7 protein-coding genes are annotated in these 20127 nt (G+C 75.4%); all 7 read left to right on the forward strand.

Going from position 1 to position 20127, the window contains the following annotated elements; translation table 11 throughout:
• Positions 1–130: 130 nt before the first annotated feature.
• The 7 genes from ACWC97_RS32165 to ACWC97_RS32195 are packed head-to-tail and all read left to right on the forward strand — an operon-like array spanning position 131 to position 20073.
• The gene (locus tag ACWC97_RS32165; protein ID WP_450653176.1) at positions 131–1480 is read left to right on the forward strand and encodes an MFS transporter; all 1350 of its coding nucleotides are present in this window, start codon (positions 131–133) and stop codon (positions 1478–1480) included.
• Positions 1464–5012 (forward strand): amino acid adenylation domain-containing protein, encoded by a 3549-nt coding sequence (locus ACWC97_RS32170; protein WP_450653178.1) that lies wholly within the window; start codon positions 1464–1466, stop codon positions 5010–5012. Before ACWC97_RS32165 ends, ACWC97_RS32170 begins: the two co-directional genes overlap by 17 nt.
• Entirely contained in the window at positions 4997–6043 is a 1047-nt protein-coding gene (locus ACWC97_RS32175) for a MupA/Atu3671 family FMN-dependent luciferase-like monooxygenase (RefSeq protein ID WP_352280768.1), read from the forward strand. The genes ACWC97_RS32170 and ACWC97_RS32175 overlap by 16 nt, the downstream gene beginning before the upstream one ends.
• Complete coding sequence (locus ACWC97_RS32180; RefSeq protein WP_450653180.1) at positions 6043–10746, forward strand: amino acid adenylation domain-containing protein; 4704 nt, start codon at positions 6043–6045, stop codon at positions 10744–10746. The genes ACWC97_RS32175 and ACWC97_RS32180 overlap by 1 nt, the downstream gene beginning before the upstream one ends.
• Positions 10743–14723: an amino acid adenylation domain-containing protein gene (locus ACWC97_RS32185; RefSeq protein WP_450653182.1), complete on the forward strand. Its 3981-nt coding sequence runs from the start codon at positions 10743–10745 to the stop codon at positions 14721–14723. The genes ACWC97_RS32180 and ACWC97_RS32185 overlap by 4 nt, the downstream gene beginning before the upstream one ends.
• Before the next feature lie 5 nt (positions 14724–14728).
• Positions 14729–18043, forward strand: a complete 3315-nt coding sequence (locus ACWC97_RS32190) for a non-ribosomal peptide synthetase (protein ID WP_450653185.1) — start codon at positions 14729–14731, stop codon at positions 18041–18043.
• On the forward strand, positions 18040–20073 hold the full coding sequence (locus ACWC97_RS32195; RefSeq protein ID WP_450653187.1) for a beta-ketoacyl synthase N-terminal-like domain-containing protein: 2034 nt from the start codon (positions 18040–18042) through the stop codon (positions 20071–20073). The genes ACWC97_RS32190 and ACWC97_RS32195 overlap by 4 nt, the downstream gene beginning before the upstream one ends.
• Positions 20074–20127: the final 54 nt, after the last annotated feature.

Below are 20127 nucleotides of genomic sequence, written 5' to 3' on the forward strand. Positions count from 1 at the left end.
TGGGGGATTGAGGCGTGGCAACCAATCCGTTCGACGGCTCGGGCACGATGTGCCGAGTGCCGGTGCACAAGGGGATCGATCCCTGATGGGCGCCCGGATATCGAAGGACATTCCCGGCCGATTCTCGGGGATGGGCCCCTTTCTTCTGGTCTGGTCCGGCCAGGCGGTGTCGCTGGCCGGCAGCGCCGCGGTCCGGTTCGCCTTCATCGTCGAGGTGTGGGCCTCCGGCGGGAGCGCGACCTCCGTCACCCTGCTCTCCCTGTGCGCCATGCTGCCGCAGGCCGTGTTCAGCCCGTTCGCGGGCGCAATCGTCGACCGTATGACCAAACGCGGCGCGCTCCAGGTCGCCGACATCGGCGGACTGCTCGTCGTCGGCACGCTGGCCGCGCTCCACTACCTCGACGCGTTCCACGCCTGGCAGGTCTACCCGGCCACGGTCCTGCTGGGCATCTGTGCCGCCTTCCAGTTCCCGGCGCTGTCCTCGGCCGTTCCGCTCCTCGTCCGCAAGGACCAGCTGGACCGCACCAACGGCCTGCTGGCCGGGGCGAAGAGCGCCGCCGGCATCGGCGGTCCGGCACTCGGCGGCCTGCTCGTCGCGCTCTTCGGGATCGGCCCCACCCTCCTGGTCGACGTGGCCAGTTACGCCTTCGCCCTCGTCGGCATCCGGATCGTGCGGTTCAACGGCGACCGGGTCCCCGAGAAGGACGCGGCCGCGCCGCGCCGCCGGATCACCGCCGACGCCGCCGAGGGGTTGCGCTACCTGTTCCGGGTACCCGGCCTGCGCGAACTCATCATCAACTTCTGCGTGGTCAACCTGGTGATGGTCTTCGGCTTCGCGATCATCTCGCCGATGGTGCTGCTCCGGGCCGGAAACGGCGCGCTGGCCGCGGTCAACACCTCGGTCGGTGTCGGCGGGGTGGCCGGCGCGCTGCTCATGGCCGCCTGGGGCGGACCCGCCAACCGGGGCCGGGGCATGATGCTCGGCATCGTCGGCATGTGCCTGTCCGCGCTGGTGGTGATGAGCATGGTGCGCGGCGTGCCCGGCTGGTGCGCGGCCATCCTGGTCGGCGCCCTGCTGATGACGGTGGTCAACGCCTCGATGCAGACCATCGTGCAGACCAAGGTTCCCCATGACTGGCAGGGCCGGGTCTTCGGCGCGGTGATGTTCCTGTCGCAGATCTCGGTGCCGGTGGCCATGGCGGTCTCCGGACCGCTCGCCGACCACGTCTTCGAACCACTGGCCGCCCGGGACTCCGGACTGTTCGCCCTGATCGGGCCCCTCGTCGGCCACGGCCGGGGCAGCGGGATGGCGGCCATGCTGCTGCTCGCCGGGATCGGCGGGACCGCGGTGGCCCTGTGGGGGCTGGCCAGCCGCTCGATCAGAGAAATCGACACCCTGCTGCCCGACCTCGACACTCCGCGGGAGCCGGCCGGGGACAGCGAGAACCTGGGAGGTGAGCGGGATGAGGTGCGTGCATGAACGGTTCGAGGAGCAGGCGGCCCGGACGCCCGGCGCGACCGCACTGATCCACGACGACGAACGGATCGACTACGCCGGGCTCGACGAGCGGGCCGCCCGGCTGGCGGGGCTGCTCGCCGAGCGGGGCATCCGCCCCGGGGACACCGTCGGCGTCCACCTGGAGCGCTCCGTCGCACTCGTCGTGACGGTGCTCGGCATCCTCAAGGCCGGCGCCTGCTACGTGATGCTGGACCCGGCCTTCCCCGCCGCCCGGCTGGCCGCGATGGCCGAGGACTCGGCGGCCGTCGCCGTCGTGACGACCCGGGCCGCCGCGTCCGGGGCGCCCGGCACGGACCTGGTGCACGTCGAGGACGCGGACGGGGCGCGGCCGCTGCCGCGCGGCGCCGTCACCGTCCGGCCCGACGACCTCGCCTGCGTGATGTTCACCTCCGGCTCGACCGGGCGGCCCAAGGGCATCGCCTCCCCGCACCGGGCGGTCACCGCCACCCTCACCGGACAGACCTTCGCCTCCTTCGGCCCCGGTGCGGTCTGGCTCCAGTGCGCGCCGCTGTCCTGGGACGCCTTCGCCATGGAGCTGTGGGGACCGCTGATGAGCGGCGGGACCTGCGTCCTGCACCCCGGGGCGCGGCCCGAGCCCTTCACGATGGCACGGCTCGTCGCCGAGCACGGCATCACCTCCCTGTACCTGTCCTCCTCCCTGTTCAACGTCGTCGTCGACGAGTACCCGCAGGTGCTGGACGGGCTGCGGGAACTGGTGGTGGGCGGCGAGGCGCTCTCCGCCCCGCACGCGGCCCGCGCCCTGGAGCGCCACCCGCGCCTGCGGCTGAGCAACGGCTACGGGCCCGTCGAGTGCATGGTCTTCCTGACCGTCCACCCGGTGGCCCCCGCCGAACTGGGCGAGGGCCCGGTGCCGATCGGCCGCCCGCTGGCCGGGAAGCGGGTGTACGTCCTCGACGAGGAGCTGCGACCGGCCCCCGACGGCCGGACCGGTGAGATCTACGCCGCCGGGGAGGGCCTCGCGCTCGCGTACCGGGGGCGGCCCGCGCTGACCGCCGAGCGCTTCGTCGCCGCCCCGTCCGGCGAGCGGCTCTACCGCACCGGCGACCTCGGACGGCGCCGCGCCGACGGGGTCCTCGAATACCTGGGCCGGGCAGACGGCCAGGTCAAGATCCGGGGCTTCCGGGTGGAACCGGGCGAGGTCGAGAACGTCCTGGCCCGCCACCCCGACGTCGACCGGGCGGCCGTCGTCGCCCACGAACACCCCTCAGGTGACCGCCAGTTGACCGCGTACGTGGTGCCGCGCGGCGGCGACCGGGAGCACTTCCGGGAGGACGTCCTGCGCGCCCACGCCCGCGAGGTGCTGGCCGACTACCTGGTCCCGGCCGCCTTCGTACCGCTGGACGCGCTGCCGCTGACGCCGAGCGGCAAGCTGGACCGGGCCGCCCTGCCGGAGCCCCGGTCCCCGAAGGCCCCCGGTCCGGCCGGTCCCGGCGTACGCCACGGCTCCACCGCGGCCGTCCTGTGCACGCTCTTCTCCGAGGTGCTGGGCGCCGGGGAGGTCGGCCCGGACGACGACTTCTTCGCGCTCGGCGGCCACTCGCTGCTGGCCGCCCGGCTGCTGGGCCGGGTCCGTGGCGCGCTCGGCGCCGAGCTCGACATCCGGACCCTCTTCGAGGCGCCCACCCCGGCGCTGCTGGCCCCTCTGGTCGACACCGCTCCCCCGGTGTCCCCCGAGGACCCGGCCACGTCCACCGCGGTACCGGGGGCGCTGCCGGTGTCGCCCGCGCAGCACCGGCTCTGGTTCCTGGACCGGATCGGGGCGGGCACCGCGTACAACCTGCCGATGCTGGTGCGGCTGCGGGGGCCGGTCGACGCGGACGCGCTGGCCGGCGCGCTGGCCGATGTCGCCGGCCGCCACGACGTGCTGCGCACCCTCTTCGAGGAGTGCGGCGGCGCCCCCGTACGCCGGGTGCTGGACGGGGACGCCGCCCGGCCCCCGCTGCGGCGGCTGCGGGTCCCCGGGGATTCGATGGACCGGGAGATCGAGCGGGAGGCCCGCCACCACTTCGACCTCCGCACCGAACTCCCGGTACGGGCCACCCTGTTCACCGTCGACGAGGACCCCGACGCGCACGCGCTGCTGGTCCTGGTGCACCACATCGCCGGGGACGGCTGGTCGCTGCGGCCGCTGTTCCGCGACCTGTCCCGCGCCTACCGGGCACGTGCCGGGGGCGGGACCTCCGCCGGGCTCGAACCGCTCGACGTGCCGTACGCGGAACACGCCCGCCGCCAGCTGGCGCGGCTCGGCCCGGCGTCCGACCCGCACACCCTCGCCGCCCGCCAGCTCACCTACTGGCGCAAGGAGCTGGACGGGCTGCCGGCCGGCGGGCCGCTGCTGCCGCGCCGTCCCGGACGTCCCGCCGTGCCCGGTCCCCGGGCGCGGGTCGTGGTGCACCGGCTCGACGCGGCGGCGCACGCCCGGGTCGTGGAGTCGGCGCGGGCCCGGGGCGCCACGCTCTTCATGGCGCTGCACGCCGCGCTGGCCACGGCGCTGCTGAGGGCGGGCGCGGACGAGGACCTGGCGATCGGTGCCCCGGTGGCCTCACGCGCCGGGGACGGTTCCGTCGAGGACGCGGTCGGGTTCTTCGTCAACATGCTGGTGCTGCGCACCGATGTGTCCGGCGACCCCACCCCCGCCGAGCTGCTCGCCCGGGTGCGGGAGACGGACCTCGCCGCCTTCGGCCACCAGGACGTGCCGTTCGAGGACGTGGTCGGGGAGCTCAACCCGCCGCGCACCCCGGGGCGCCAGCCGTTCACCGACGTGGTGCTGGCGCTCCAGAACAACGCGCGGGCCGAGGTCGCCCTGCCCGGCGCCGAGCACGGGGTGGAGATCGTGCGCACGGGTGCCGCCCGGTTCGAACTCCTGGTGGACGTCACGGACTCCACGTCGGCGAGCGACGAACCGGACGGGCTGACCCTGACGTTCGAGTACCGCGACGAGTCCCTGGAGGAGGCGTTCGTCCCGTGGCTCGCCCGGGCCCTGCCCGAGGCCCTGGAGGCCCAGGTGGCCTCCCCCGACACCCCGCTGTCCCGGCTGGCCCTCACCGCTCCGCCCCGGCGGGCCGGTGACGCCGACCGGATCCCGGTGCCGGAACGGCGCCGCACCCCCCTCGCCGCCGGACGGCCGATGACCGCACTGGAGCAGGAGGTCGCCGCCGTCTGGTGCGAGGTGCTCGGGGTGCGGGGCGTGGGCCCGGACGACGACTTCTTCGCCCTCGGCGGCAACTCCCTGCGTGCGGTACGGGCCGTGGCCCGGCTGGCCGCCGGACGGCCGGTGACCACGGCGCAGCTGTTCGCCGCTCCCACGGTCTCAGCCTTCGCCGCGGAGCTGGAACGGGCGACCGCCCGACCCGAGATCAGCACGGTGTCCCCCATCCCGCGCCGCCCCCGGGTGCCGCGCCGCGCACCGGCCCAGGACCGGAACCAGACGAGCAGGAAGCAGCAGGAGGAGTGGCAGTGGACCTCAGCGTGATGTTCTTCGGTGCCGACAGCACCACCGGCGGGGCCCGGCACACCGAGGCGTACGAGGACATCCTCGCCGTGGCCAGGACCGCCGACCGGCTCGGGTTCCACGCGCTGTGGACCCCAGAGCGCCACTTCCAGCAGGTGGGGCAGGTCTTCCCCAGCCCGCCGGTGCTCAGCGCGGCGCTGGCCGTCGCCACCGAACGGATCGGTATCCGGGCCGGCAGCGTGGTCCTGCCGCTCCACCACCCGCTGCGGGTGGCGGAGGACTGGGCCGTCGTGGACAACCTGTCGCACGGCCGGGTGGGGCTCTCCGTCGCCACCGGCTGGCACTCCAGGGACTTCGCGATCGCCCCGGAGCGGTACGCGGACCGCCGTCGCACCGCCCTGGAGACGATCCCCCTGCTGCGCGCGCTGTGGGCCGGCGAGTCCGCCGAGTACCCCGACGGCACGGGCGCCCCGGTCTCCCTCGCGCCCCAGCCCCGGCCCGTCCAGGAGACCCTGCCGCTCTGGCTGACCACGTCCGGCAGCCCGGAGACCTGGGAGGCGGCCGGGCGGCTGCGCACCGGGGTCCTCGGCGCGACCGTCGGGCAGGGCCGGGAGGAGCTGGCCGACCGGATCGCCCGGTACCGGGCAGCCTGCGCCGCCGCCCCCGACCAGCGGGGCACCGACGCGCACGGCCGGGTCACGCTGATGGCCCACACGTACGTCGGTGCCGACGACGCCGAGGTCCGCCGACTGGCGGGCGCCCCGCTGAAGAGCTACCTCGCCTCGTACGTCCGCCAGACCGCGGCCAACAAGGCGGACAGCACCACCGCGGAGCTCAGCGAGGCGCAGACCGCGATGCTCACCGACTTCGCCTTCGAACGCTATCTGAACTGGGGAAGCCTGCTCGGCTCCCCCGGGCACTGCGCCAAGATGCTCGCCGATCTGGCCGAGCTGGGCGTCGACGAGGTCGCCTGCTTCATCGACTTCGGGATCGGACGTGACGACGTACTGGCCGGGCTGCACCGGTTGGCCGAGCTGAAAGAGAACCTGTGATGAGCGCCCCCACCGTTTCGCGCACCGCCCCGGTCGCGACGCCCCCGTCCCTGGCCGAGCGGTTCACCGCGCTCGGCAGGGAGCAGCGGATCCGTCTGATGCGCCGCATGCTGGAGGCGGGCCGGGCCCGTGAGATACCCGCCGTGATACCGCCGCGCGACCCGTCACGTCAGGTGCCGCTCAGCCCCGCCCAGCACGACCTGTGGGTGTACGACTCGCTCTATCCCGGCACCCCCGCCCTCAACCTGTGCGCCGCCTACCACTTCGACCGGCCCGTCGACCCCGCGCACCTGGCGGCGGCGCTGGGCCTGCTCCAGAGCCACCACGACATCCTGCGGACCCGGATCGTGACCGACGCCCCGGGCGAACCGCACGTCGAGTTCCACGACGACGCGGACTTCGACCTGGAGCGGGAGGACCTGCGGGGCACCGGCCGCTCCATCGACGAGGCGTTCGAGACCTTCCGCAACCGCCCCTTCGACCTGGGCCGGGACAAGCTGGTCCGGGCCCGGTTCGTCCGGGTCGACGAGCGGCGCTCCACCCTGATGCTGAGCCTGCACCACACCATCAGCGACTGGTGGTCCTTCGACGTGCTGCAGAACGAGTTCGCGCTGGCCTACCAGGCGCTGCGCGACGGCCAGGAGCCGCCGCTGACCCGGCCCGTCGTGCAGTACGCCGACTTCTCGTCCTGGCAGAGCGAGCTGGCGGAGTCCGGAGTGTTCGCGAGCCGGCTCGACTTCTGGCGGCGCTACCTCGCCGACCCGCCCGGCCCGCTCACCGTGCCCGGCACCGGCTCCGCCGGCCCGTCCGGCGACGGCATCGCGCAGATCCCCTTCCACGTCGACGCGGAGACCACCGCGGCGGTGCGGGCGCTGGCCCGTGAGCGCGGCGCCTCCGTCTACGTCGTGCTGATGGCCGCGTTCGCGGTGCTGGCGCACCGGGTGAGCGGCGCCGACGACCTGGTGATCGGCACCCCCATCGCCAACCGGGCGGCCAAGGGGCTGGACCGGGTCATCGGGTACGTCATGAACGCGGTGCCGACCCGCTGGAAGGTGGCCGGGGACCGGTCGTTCGCCGATCTGCTCGCCGGGTTCGCCGTCGACTTCCCGGACCTGATGGCCAACGCGGACATCCCGGTGGGCCGGATCGTGTCGGCCGCCGCGCCGGAGCGCAGCGCGGGCCGGGCCCCGCTCTACCAGTGGGTGTTCATGCACCTGACGCAGCAGCCGAGCGTCTCGGTGCTGAAGGAGTTCGCGGAGCCGGAGCGCATCCACACCGGTGGCGAGCACGACCTGGTCGGGGTGGTGAAGGACAGCGACGACGGCATGGAGGGCAGCTTCGGGCTGCGGACCGACGTGTTCGCGCCGGAGACGGTGGCCCGCTGGACGGAGTGCTACGTCGAGCTGCTGCGCCGGATCACCACCGACCCGGACGCGCTCATCGGCGATCTCGACCTGGTTCCCGCGGCGATGCGCGAGCGGCTGCTCGCCGACTCCGCCGGGCCCGCCGCGCCGGCCCCGCTCACGCTGCCCGGCCTGGTGGCCGCGCAGGCGGCCCGTACCCCGGACGCCCCGGCCCTGGAGGGACCGGAGCACACCCTGAGCTACGCGGAACTCGACGACCGGGTGGCCCGGCTGGCGGGCCGGCTGGCCGGGCTCGGGGCGGGCCCGGGGCGGATCGTGGCCCTGGCCCTGCCGCGGGGCAGCGACTGGCCGGTAGCGGCGCTGGCGGTGCAGCGTGCCGGGGCCGCCTGTCTGCCCGTCGACCCGGCCCACCCGGCCGAGCGGATCCGCCGGGTGCTGGCCGAGGCCGCGCCGGTCCTGCTGGTCACCGAGGCGGGCGCCGTCTCCCCCGTGGCGGGGCTGCCGGTCCTCGCGCTCGACGCGGACGCCTGGTCCGGCGAGCCGGCGGCGCCCGGCGGGCCGGCCCCGCACGACGCCGCGTACGTCATCCACACCTCGGGCTCCACCGGTGTCCCGAAGGGGGTGGTGGTGACGCACGCCGGGGTGGCCGGGCTCACCCGGAGCCTGCTGGACCGGGTCGGACTGGCCGGTGACAGCCGGGTGCTCCAGCTCGGTCCGCCCTCCTTCGACATCTCCGTCGGCGAACTGTGCCTGGCCTTCGGCTCGGGCGGCACGCTGGTGCTGCCGGAGCCGGGTCCGCTGGTGGGCGAGGAACTGGGCGCGGTCCTGACGGGGCGGCGGATCTCCTGCGCGTTCGTCCCGCCGTCCGTGCTGGCGACCGTGCCGGCCGGACCGTATCCGGAGCTGCGCGCGGTCCTGGTCGGCGCGGAGGCCTGCCCGCCCGAGCTGGTGGCCCGCTGGGCCGTGGACGGGCGGCGGTTCCACAACGCGTACGGGCCGACCGAGGCGACCGTCGTGATCACCGTCTCCGATCCGCTGGCCGCCGACGGCACGGCGCCGCCCATCGGCACCCCGGTCGCGGGCACCACCGCCTACGTCCTGGACGACTCGCTCCGCCCGGTCCCGGCCGGTGCGGGCGGCGAGCTGTACCTGGCGGGCCCCGGGCTGGCCCGGGGATACCTGGGGCGCCCGGCGCTGACCGCCGAGCGGTTCGTCGCCGACCCGTACGGCCCGCCCGGCAGCCGCATGTACCGCACCGGCGACCTCGTCCACCGCGACGCCACCGGGGCGGCCCACTACCTGGGGCGCGGCGACGAGCAGGTGAAGCTGCGCGGTCTGCGGATCGAGCCGGGCGAGATCGCCGCCGCGCTCGTGGAACACCCCGACGTGGAGCGGGCGGTGGCCGTGGTCCGGCAGGACCGGGGCGAGAGCCCGCGGCTGGTCGCGTACGTGGTGCCCGCACGAGGGGCCCGCGTCGACGAGGACGCGCTGCTGCTGCACGCCTCGGAGCGGCTGCCCGCTGCGATGGTGCCGGCCGTCGTGATGGCGCTGGACGCACTGCCGCTGTCCTCGCACGGCAAGATCGACCGGGCGGCCCTGCCCGCACCCGCCGTCCGGGCCGCCGACACGGTCCGGCTCCCCGGATCGGCGCGCGAGGAGGTCCTGTGCGGGCTCTTCGCGGAGCTGCTGGGGCTCGGACAGGCCGGTGCGGACGACGACTTCTTCCGGCTCGGCGGGGACAGCATCATGGCGATCCAGCTCGCCGCGCGGGCCCGGAGCGCCGGTCTGGTGATCTCCCCGCACGACGTGTTCACCGTACGCACCCCGGCCCGGCTGGCCGTGCTGGCCCGTACGCCCGACAGCGGGGACGGGGACGCGGAACCGGTCGACACCGGGACCGGGCGGCTGCCGCTGACCCCGATCATGCACTGGTGGCTCGAACAGACCCGTGACCCCTCGACGTTCACCCAGTCGATGCTCTTCCCGCTGCCGTCCGGCACCGGCCTCGCGGCGATCCGGGAGGCGCTGGCCGCACTGATCGGGCGGCACGCCGCGCTGCGGATACGCCTGGTGCGCGGCGAGGACGGCGGCCGGGAGCTGGAGGTGCCCGAGAAGGACGTGCCCGGAGAGCCGCCGGCCGTCCGGCTGCCCGTGGACGCGGACACGGATCTCCACGCGCGGGCCACGGAGCTGGCCCGGGCGACGACGCTGCGGCCCGAGCGGGGCGAGATGGTGCGGGCGGTGTGGCTCGACCCGGGCCGCGACCGCCCCGGCGCCCTGCTGCTGGTCGTCCACCACCTGGCCGTGGACGGAATCTCCTGGCGGGTGATCGGGGACGAGCTGGCCGCCTCGCTCGCGGGCAACGGCGACGACACGGTACCGGCGAGAAGCACCTCGTTCACCCGGTGGTCCCGGCTGCTCTCCCGCGAGGCGGCGCTGCGTACGGACGAACTACCTTGGTGGACACGGCAGTTGACGGGCGGCGCGGACCGGCTGACCGAGGGCGGGACGGTCGGCGGACAGCGGCGGACCCTCACCTTCACCCTCGATCCGGCCCTCAGCCGCCAGGTGCTCTCCACCCTCCCGGCCGCCTTCAACTGCCGCCCCGACGCGGTGATGCTGACCGCGCTGGCCTCGGCGGCCATCCGGCGCCGGGGCACCGGATCGGCGCTCGCCGTCCATCTGGAGGGCCACGGCCGGGAGACCGTCTCCGCCCGGGTGGACATCTCCGGCACCCTCGGCTGGTTCACCACGCAGTACCCCGTGCGGCTGGACCTCGGCGCCGCGTCGGTGACCCCGGACGGACAGCCCGGCGAGGCGGTGAAGAACGTCAAGGAGCAGCTGCGGGCGGTGCCCGGCGGCGGGCTCGGCTGGGGTCTGCTGCGCTACCTCTCCCCGGAGCACGGCCCGGCGCTCGCCGCGCTTCCGGCGCCGGACGTCCGCTTCAACTACCTGGGGCGGTTCGACGCGGACGGCGCCGCGGGCGGGCGGCTGCTCGAATCCGGCCCGGACGCCGTACCCCTCGCGCACGCCCTGGAGGTGGACGTACTGGCCCGCGAGGAGAACGGCGAGCTGGTGGTGGAGGCGAGCTTCTCCTGTCCGGAGGACGTGTTCACCGAGGCCGGGATCCGGGAGCTGGCCGGGGCGTGGACGGAGGCGCTCGGGGTGCTCGCGGACCACTGCGCGCCGGACGGCGGGGCCGCGCACAGCCCGTCCGACTTCCCGCTCGTCGACCTCACCGGCGACCAGCTCGAACTGCTCGGCCAGGAAATGGACTTCGACGACCTGGACGACCTCGATGCCTTCGACGGCTCCGACGACGGGGAGGGACGGCGATGAACGCGCGCATCGCGGACGTGCTGCCGCTCTCCCCGCTCCAGGAGGGGCTGCTCTTCCAGTCGGCCCGGGAGAGCGAGGGCCCCGACCCCTATCTGGTGCAGGCCCGGTTCCGGGCCGGTCCCTCGGTCACCGCGGCGGCGGCCCGCAAGGCACTCACCGCACTCCTGGACCGGCACCCCAATCTGCGGGCCTGCTTCCGCCACGAGCGTCTGGACCGGCCGGTCCAGGTCGTGCCGAAGACGGCCCGGGTGCCGTGGAGAGAGGTCGACCTGACGGAGCTGGGGCCGGACGCGGTGCGGACGCGTACCGAGGAGGTGCTGCGCGAGGACGCGGCGCTCCGCTTCGACCTGGCCCGCCCCCCGCTGGTCCGGGCCACGTTCCTGCACCGGACGGACGGGGCCGAACTGGTCGTCTCCTTCCACCACATCCTGCTGGACGGCTGGTCGCTGGGGGTCGTCGAACGCGATCTGGCCGCGCTGGTGGCGGGTGCCCCGCTGCCGCCGGCCGCGCCCTACCGGGACTACCTGGTGTGGCTGGGCGGTCAGGACCGGCAGAAGGCCGAGGCCGCGTGGAGCGAGTCGCTGGCCGGCCTGGAGCACCCCGCGCTGCTGGCCCCGTCCGGACCGGAGACGGATTCCGACCAGGACCGGCGGTGGCTCCCCGCCGCGCTCACCGCGACGCTGGTGCGGCGGGCCGCCGACACCGGCGTCACCCTCAACACCCTGGTGCAGGTCGCCTGGGCGCTGGTGCTGTCCCGGCTGACCGGCTCGCGCGACCTGGTCTTCGGCGCGGTCGTCTCCGGGCGCCCGCACGATCTGCCCGGTGTCGAGTCCATGGTGGGCCTGTTCATCAACACCCTGCCGGTACGCGTACGGCTGCGGGACGGCGAGGAGGTCGGGGAGCTGCTCCGCCGCGTCCAGGACGAGCAGTCCCGGCTGCTGGAGCACCACCACGCGCGCACCGCCGAGGTGCAGCGCGCGGTGGGCGCCGGTGAACTCTTCGACTCGGTCGTCGCCTTCGAGAACTTCCCCCGCAACGAGCCCGCCGACGGCGCGGCCCCCGCCCTCCGGCTGGTGAAGGCGGCGGACGCCACGCACTACCCGGTCACGGTCGCGGCGGTCGCCGAGGAGCGGCTGCTGCTGTCGGTGAGCTGCCGCCGGGGGCTCGGGGCGACCGGCATCGGCGCCCGCCTGGCGTGGGTGCTGGAGCAGCTCGCCGGTGCGGACCGGACGGCGGTGGACGACATCGGCGTACTGCCCCCGGCGGAGCTGGACCGGCTGCTGGCGCTGGCCGACGGCCCGGTCCGGGAACCCGCCGCGCCGGCCTCCCTCGCCGGGGCGTTCGCCGCCCAGGCCGCCCGTACGCCCGACGCACCGGCCGTGGACGAGGACGGCGAGGTGCTGAGCTACGCGGACACCGACGCGGCCTCGGACCGGCTGGCCGCCCGGCTCGTCCGGGCGGGCGTGACGCCGGGGCGGACCGTGGCCCTGCTCCTGCCCCGCTCCGCCCGGCTGGTCGTGGCGCAGCTCGCGGTCCTCAAGGCGGGGGCCTGCTGGCTCCCGCTCGACCCGGCGCAGCCGCCGGCGCGGCTGGCCCGGCTGATGGCCGCCGCCGCGCCCGCCCTGGTCCTCGTCGCCGGGCCGGACCCGGCCGCCGGCCGACTGCCCGCCGGCACGCCGGTACTGGACATCGCCGAGGAGGGCGGGGACGCGTCCTTCACCGCCGTCCCCGTCGCGCCCGACGCCGCAGCGTGCGTGCTGTACACCTCGGGTTCCACCGGGGAGCCCAAGGGGGTGGTGGTCCCGCAGCGGGCCGTCGCCGAACTCGCCGCGGACGGCCGCTTCGCGGGCGGCGCCCACGCCCGGGTGCTGCTGCACAACCCGTACACCTTCGACGCCTCGACGTACGAGGTGTGGGTGCCGCTGCTGACCGGCGGGACGGTGGTCGTCGCCCCGGCCGAGGCGGTGACCGCCGAGCTGGTGGAGCGGATGGTCCGGGAACGGGGCGTCACCGCGCTGATGCTCACCCCCGAACTGCTGCGCACCGTCGCGGAGATCGCGCCCGGGGCGCTGTCCGGGCTGCGCGAGGTGTGGTCCGGCGGCGACGTCCTCGCCCCGGACACCGTGCGCCGGATCCGGGAGCACTGCCCGGACACGGTCGTCGTCAACGGCTACGGCCCCACCGAGACGACCGTGTTCGCCGCCGCGCACACCGCCGCCGGGCCGTCGTCGGCGGACCGGCCGGGCCCCGTCCCGGTCGGGCGGCCCCTGGACAACACCCGCGCCCGGGTGCTCGACGGGCGGCTGCGCCCGGTTCCCGAGGGCGGAACCGGCGAGCTGTACCTGGGCGGCAGCGGGCTGGCCCTGGGCTACCTGGGCCGGCCGGCCGGCACCGCGGAACGGTTCGTCGCCGACCCGTACGGGCCGCCGGGCAGCCGGATGTACCGCACGGGCGACCTGGCGCGCTGGACGGCGGACGGGCTCCTGGAGTTCGCGGGCCGCGCCGACGACCAGGTCAAGGTGCGCGGCTTCCGGGTGGAGCCCGCCGAGGTGGAGGCCGTGCTGGCGGACTGCCCCGGGGTGGCCCGGGCGGTGGTCGGCGCCCGGCGGGACGCGGCGGGCGGCAAGCTGCTGGCCGCCTGGCTGGTGCCGGCCGGGCCCGCGGACCGGGCGGAGCCCTGGGAGCGGATGCGCGACCGGGTTCGGGCCCACGCCGCACAGCGGCTGCCCGCGCACCTGGTGCCCTCGCTGTGGACCCGGATCGACGAGGTGCCGCTCACCCGGCACGGCAAGGCCGACCGGGCCGCGCTGCCCGATCCCGTCCCCCACGGGGAGCCGGCGGCCCGGCGGGAGCCGGCGGCCCGGCGGGAGCCGGCGACGGAGCGGGAACGGGAGCTGTGCGCCGTCTTCGGCACGGTGCTCGGCATCCCCTCGGTCGGCCCCGACACCGACTTCTTCCGGGCGGGCGGCCACTCGCTGACCGCCCTGCGGCTGAAGTCGAAGATCGAGACGGTGCTCGGGGTACGGCTGCCGGTCTCCGCCCTGTTCGACGCGCCGACCCCGGCCGCGCTCGCCGCCCTGATCGAAGCGGGCTCCGCCACCGCGCGCCCCGCTCCCCGGACACCGCTGCGGCAGGCCGCGGGCCGTGCGTCGCGCGCCCCGGCCGCGGCCCGGCCGCACCACACCAGCCTGGACCCGGTCCTGACCCTGCGGCCCGACGGCCGCCGCGCCCCGCTGATCTGCGTGCACCCGGGCCTCGGCCTGAGCTGGTCCTACATGAACCTGCTGCCGCACCTGGACCCGGAGCGTCCGGTGCACACCCTGCAGAGCCCGGCCCTCCTCTCGGGCACGGACCGGCTCCCGGCCACGCTGCACGAGATGGCCGACCAGTACCTGCCCCGCGTGCGGGCGCTCCGGCCGAAGGGCCCGTACCTGCTGGCCGGCCGGTCCTTCGGCGGCCCCCTCGCCTACGAACTGGCGGTGCGGCTGCGCCGGGCGGGCGAGGAGGTCTCGATGCTCGCCGTGGTGGACTCGATGCCGATGCCCGAGGAGAGCCGGGGCACCGTACCGGACCCGGCCGCCGTCGAGGACGAGATGCTGCGCATCCTGCACCACTCGCACGCGCCGCGGCTGCCGCTGCCGGACGGGCCGCTGACCCGGGACGCCCTGTTCGCCGTGTCCGGCCCGGGCGCCTTCGACGGGCTGACCACCGAGCAGCTGCACACCCTGGTCGACCTCGGGGCGCACCACACCCGGCTGCTCCGCGCGTGGCAGCCGTCCGGCTACGACGGCACGGTGACGCTCTTCTCCGCGACCCGTGACGCGTGGCCGACCACGGCCGAGAAGACCGAGGCATGGCAGCGCGTGACCGCCGCGCTCGACGTGCACGAACTGGACTGCGGTCACAGCGACGTACTCACTCCGGGCCCGGCGGCCGTGGTCGCCTCGGTCCTCGAATCCGCCCTCCGAGGGGACTGAACACCATGACCGTCGACGCCGTCGATCTCATCGACCCGTACGCAACCGCCACGGAGGCCGGCGGGGACGAGGAGTACGAGTTCCCCGCCTCCGACGCCCAGAGCCGCCTGCTCGTCCTCGACCAGCTGAACCCGGGCTCCCCGCAGTACAACGTGCCGGTGGCCTTCGCGGTGCGCGGGCCGTTCGACACGATCGCGTTCGGCCGGGCCCTGGACGCGCTGGTGGCCCGGCACGAGGCGCTGCGCACCGTCTTCCGCACCGCCGAGGACGGCACCCCGGTCCAGCGGGTCTCCGCCGGGGGCCGGGTGCCGCTCACCGTCCGCCGGGGTGTTCCGGCCGACCGGGCGGACGACCTGGTCCGGGCCGAGGCCGCCCTCCCCTTCGACACCGGCAGGGGGCCGCTGCTGCGCTGCGCCGTGTTCGCCGTCGACGACGGCAGCCACCGGGTGCTGCTCGTCGCCCATCATCTGATCTGCGACGGCTGGTCGTTGAACCTGATGCTGGAGGGGCTGTCCGAGGGGTACCGGGAGGAGTCCGGGGGCCGGCCGTACCGCCCGGCCCCGCTTCCGCTCCAGTTCCCCGACTACGCGTCCTGGCAGCGGGAGTGCGCCGCCGCCGGTGCGTTCGAGGCGTCCGTGGAGCACTGGGTGGCGCTGCTGCGCGGCGCCCCCGCCCTCATGGAACTGCCGCTGGACCACCCGCGCCCGCCGGTCCGTACGGCCGCCGGGGGCACCGAGCGGTTCCTGCTCGGCGCCGGGGTCAGGGAGCGCCTGGCCGAGGTGGCGGCGGCACGGGGCGCCACCCCGTTCATGACGGTGCTCGCCGCGTACGCCGCGTTCCTCTCCCGGCTCTCGGGCGGCGAGGACCTGGTGATCGGCTACCCGGCGGCCGGCCGCGACCGGCCCGAGCTCCAGGAGATGGTCGGGATGCTGACCAACACCCTGGCGATGCGGGTGGACCTGTCCGGCGACCCCTCGCTGGACGAGCTGGTCCGTCGGATCCGGGCCTCGACGCAGGCGGCGCGGCCGTATCTGGACGCGCCGTTCGAGGCGGTCGTCGACACGCTCGCCCCGGTCCGGGAGACCAGCCACGACCCGGTGGTCCAGGTGGCGCTCAGCTACGAGGACGACGCCGCGCCGGGCCTGTCGCTGGCCGGAACGGACACCGAGCGGCTTCCGCTGACCCTGGACACCGCCAAGTTCGACTTCCATCTGTTCATGGAGCGGTGGGACGAGGGGCTCGCCGCCCAGTTCATCTACCGCAGCGACCTGTTCGACGCCGCAACGGTCCGCCGCTGGACGGTCAACTTCCGTACGCTGCTGGACGGTCTGCTCGCCGACCCGTCGGCCCCGCTGTCCACCGTGGAGCTGGTCCCCGAGGAGGAGAGCCGCCGGACGATCGCGGGCGCCGACCGCCTGGCCGAGGCCGCGCCGCTGGACCGCCTGGTGCCCGACCTGATCGCCGACCGGGCCGCCGAGCACCCCGACGCCACGGCCCTGGTCTTCGGTGAACTCCGGCTCAGCTACGCGGAGTTGATCGAACAGGCCGACGCGCTGGCCGCCCGGCTGCGCACCGCCGGGGTACGGCCGGGGTTCCGGGTCGGGCTGCTCATGCCCCGCTCGGCGTACCAGGGCGTCGCGGCGCTGGCCGTGCTGCGGGCGGGCGGCGCGTACGTCCCGCTGGACCAGGCCCACCCCGAGGCCCGGCTCCGCCACATGGTGACGGTCTCCGGCACCGGCCTGCTGATCACCGCCGAGGAGACCGCCGGGCGCGGCAAGGATCTGGGTGTACCGTGCATCCGGATCGACCGCCCGGCCGTCACCGACCCGCCTCCCCCGTCCGGCCTCCCCGCCGGCCGCACCGCGCCGGGCCCGGAGGACCTCGCCTATGTGCTGTTCACCTCGGGCTCCACCGGTGTCCCCAAAGGCGTCGCGATCGAGCACCGGGCACTGCTCAACCTCACCCGGGCGGTGCGGCACTCCTTCCCCGTCAACGCCGACGACCGGGTGCTCCAGTTCGTGTCGTTCGGCTTCGACGTCGCCGTGTCCGACCTCTTCTTCCCCTGGGTGGCCGGTGCCGAGCTGCACGTCCCGAGCGAGGACGAGCGGATCGGCGAGGCCCTGCTGGAGCGGTTGCGGGACTCCCGGATCACCTATGTGTTCCTGCCGCCGTCCGCCGCGATGCTGCTGCCCGACCTGACCGGCCAGCTGCCCGAGCTGCGGACCGTCGCGGTCGGCGGCGAGGCGTGCCCGGCCGAGCTGGTGGAGCGGCTCGCCGCGCCCGGCCGCCGCATCGTGAACGCGTACGGGCCCAGCGAGACGACCGTCTACGCGACCACCGGCGACCTCTCCCCCGGCGAGCCCGTGGTGCTCGGCCGCGCGGTGCCCGGCTCCCGGATCGCCGTGCTCGACGAGTTGCTGCGGCCGGTCCCCGCCGGGGTCGCCGGGGAGATCTACGTCGGCGGCGCCTCGCTCGGGCGGGGGTACATCGGCCGGCCGGCGCTGACCGCCGAACGCTTCGTCGCCGACCCGCACGGCGCCCCGGGCAGCCGGATGTACCGCACCGGGGACCTGGGCCGGATCGACGCGCACGGCCTCATCCACTACCTCGGGCGCTCCGACCTCCAGGTCAAGCTGCGCGGCGTACGCGTGGAGCTCGGCGAGATCGAGACCCTGCTGGCGGGCGCCCCCGGCGTCGCCCTGGCGGCCGCCACCGTACGCGGCACGGGCACCGCCCAGCGGCTGGTGGCGTACGTCGTGGGCCGGGACGGCCAGGCCCCGCCGGACGCGGAGCTGCGCGCCCATCTCGCCCGGCGGCTGCCCGGCTCGATGGTGCCCGAGGTGTTCGTGCGCCTGGACGAGATGCCGCTCAGCAGCAACGGCAAGATCGACCGGGCCCGGCTCCCGGAGCCCGCCACCGTGCGGTGCCTCCCGGACGGCTCGACCAGCGTCGCGGGCACCCCGACCGAGCAGCTGGTGGCCGGTCTGTGGGCCCGCGTGCTGAACGTCGAACTCGTCGCCGTCACCGACCACTTCTTCGACCTGGGCGGCAACTCGATCCGCCTGCTGAACGTCCTGTCCGCCCTGCGCCAGCGGGGTACCTACGGCGAGCTGAGCCTGGTCGACCTGTTCCGCCACCCCACCGTCAGCGCCCTCGCGGCGTTCCTGGACCACTCGGCCGCCGCGGCCGCCGAGCCCGGCTCCGGGGCGCCAGACCCCACGCCCACCGCCGACACGGCCGCCGCGCGCGGCGGTGACCGGCACGCACGACGCACCGCCGCGGCCCGCCGTCTCACCTCCCGGAAAGGTTCCACCCGATGACCGAGAACATCAGCGCCAACGAGCCCCTCGCCGCCGACTCCGCGATCGCGGTCGTCGGGATGAGCGGCCGGTTCCCCGGCGCCCCCGACCTGGACGCCTACTGGGCCAACCTGCTCGACGCGCACTGCTCGGTGACCGATTTCACCGAGGAGGAGCTGCTCGCCGACGGCGCCGACCCGCAGGAGGTCCGCGGCCGCGACTACGTACCCGCCAAGGGGCACCTGGCGGACGCGGACCGTTTCGACGCGGAGCTGTTCGGCTTCAACCGCACCGAGGCGGCGGCCCTCGACCCGCAGCACCGGCTCCTGCTGGAAACGGCCTGGGCCGCGCTGGAGGATGCCGGCCGCGACCCGCTCGGCGGCGGCCGTACCGGGGTGTACGTCGGCGGCGGCCCGACCGAGCACATGCTGGCCGCGCAGACCGATCCGCGCCTCGCCGCGTCGATCGGCGCGCTCCAGGTCCGTATCCTCACCGACCGGGAGTTCCTCGGCCCGTGGCTCTCCTACCGGCTGGGGCTCGAAGGGCCGAGCATGTCCGTGCAGACGGCCTGCTCCACCTCGCTGACGGCGGTTCACCTCGCGGTGCAGTCGCTGCTGCTCGGCGAGTGCGACACGGCACTGGCCGGCGGCGTCGCTGTGGACGCGGTCCACCGGCGGGGCTACGTCCACCAGCAGGGCGGGATCTACTCGCGCCACGGCCGCTGCCGCCCCTTCGACGAGCGGGCCGACGGCACCGTCCCCGGCAACGGGGTGGGCGTCGTCGTCCTGCGCCGGCTCTCCGACGCGCTCGCCGACGGCGACCCGATCCGGGCGGTCGTCCGGGGCAGTGCCGTCACCAACGACGGGGCGACCAAGGTCGGGTTCACCGCACCCGGCGTGGACCAGCAGACCGCCGCCGTCGTGGAGGCGTGGACGGCCGCCGGGCTGGACCCGGCCGACGCCCAGTACCTGGAGGCGCACGGCACGGCCACCGCGCTCGGTGACCGGATCGAGGCCGCGGCGGCCGGCGCGGCGTTCAAGGGGGCGCTCGGCACCGGGCGGATCGGGATCGGCTCGGTGAAGTCGAACATCGGGCATCTGGACGCGGCGGCGGGCGTCGCCGCGCTGATCAAGTCGGTGCTCATGCTGGAGAACGCGATCCTGGTGCCCAACGCCGATCCGGGCCGCCCGCACCCCGAACTCGGCTTCGACGACTCGCCGTTCCACCTGGTCGAGCGGACGGCGGCCTGGCCCCGGCCGGAGCACGGCCCCCGGCGGTCCGGGGTGAGCTCGGTGGGTATCGGCGGCACCAATGTGCATGTCGTCCTGGAGGAGGCGCCGCCCCGGGGGGCCGGGGAGCCGGACGCGGAGAACGGACCGGAGGTGCTGCTGCTGTCCGCCCGGACCAGGGAGGACCTCTCCGCGCTGGCGGGCCGGCTGGCGAAGGCCCTGCGCGCGCCGGGCGCTCCGTCCCTCGCGGACACCGCGTACACCCTGCACCGGGGCCGTGCCCCACTGGCCGTGCGCGGCTACGTCCGGGCCGGGGAAACGGCCGAGGCGGCGGAGCTGCTCAACGAGTTGGCCAAGGGCGGTCCGCTGGGCCAGGGCGGCCCCGACCCGCTGGGCGAGGCGTGGCTGGCCGGCGAACCGGTCGTCCGGGAGGGCGGCGGCCGCCGGGTCGCGCTGCCCACCTACCCCTTCGCCGGGGAGCGGCACGGTGCGTACCGGCTGGGCACGGCGGCGCCGGTCGGACCGGAGCCGGAGCGGGGCGATGCCTCCGGCGGTCTGGAGCAGGGGGTGCGCGCGCTGCTCGCCGAGGCCCTGGGGCTGTCGGACACCGACGACCCGGAGATGACGTACTTCGCGGCGGGCGGCGATTCGCTGACCGCCGTCCACCTGGTCGGCTGCCTGCGGGACGACTTCGGTCTCGACGTCCCCATCACCCTGTTCCTGGAGCAGCTGACCCTGCACGAGATGGCCCGGCAGATCATCGCGACCGGGCAGGGCGACGACTCCCTCGACGCCCTGCTCTCGGAGTTCGAGGCGGAGTGAGAGCGGCCGTCGCGACGGGCTCGGCCCCGACCCCTTCCGGGTCGGGGCCGAGCC

The sequence above is a fragment of the Streptomyces sp. NPDC001108 genome, assembly GCF_053598535.1.

Coding starts and splice junctions, on each gene's coding strand:
- ACWC97_RS32165 (WP_450653176.1), top strand. CDS start 131: ATGGGCCCCTTTCTTCTGGTCTGGTCCGGCCAGGCGGTGTCGCTGGCC.
- ACWC97_RS32170 (WP_450653178.1), top strand. CDS start 1,464: ATGAGGTGCGTGCATGAACGGTTCGAGGAGCAGGCGGCCCGGACGCCC.
- ACWC97_RS32180 (WP_450653180.1), top strand. CDS start 6,043: ATGAGCGCCCCCACCGTTTCGCGCACCGCCCCGGTCGCGACGCCCCCG.
- ACWC97_RS32185 (WP_450653182.1), top strand. CDS start 10,743: ATGAACGCGCGCATCGCGGACGTGCTGCCGCTCTCCCCGCTCCAGGAG.
- ACWC97_RS32190 (WP_450653185.1), top strand. CDS start 14,729: ATGACCGTCGACGCCGTCGATCTCATCGACCCGTACGCAACCGCCACG.
- ACWC97_RS32195 (WP_450653187.1), top strand. CDS start 18,040: ATGACCGAGAACATCAGCGCCAACGAGCCCCTCGCCGCCGACTCCGCG.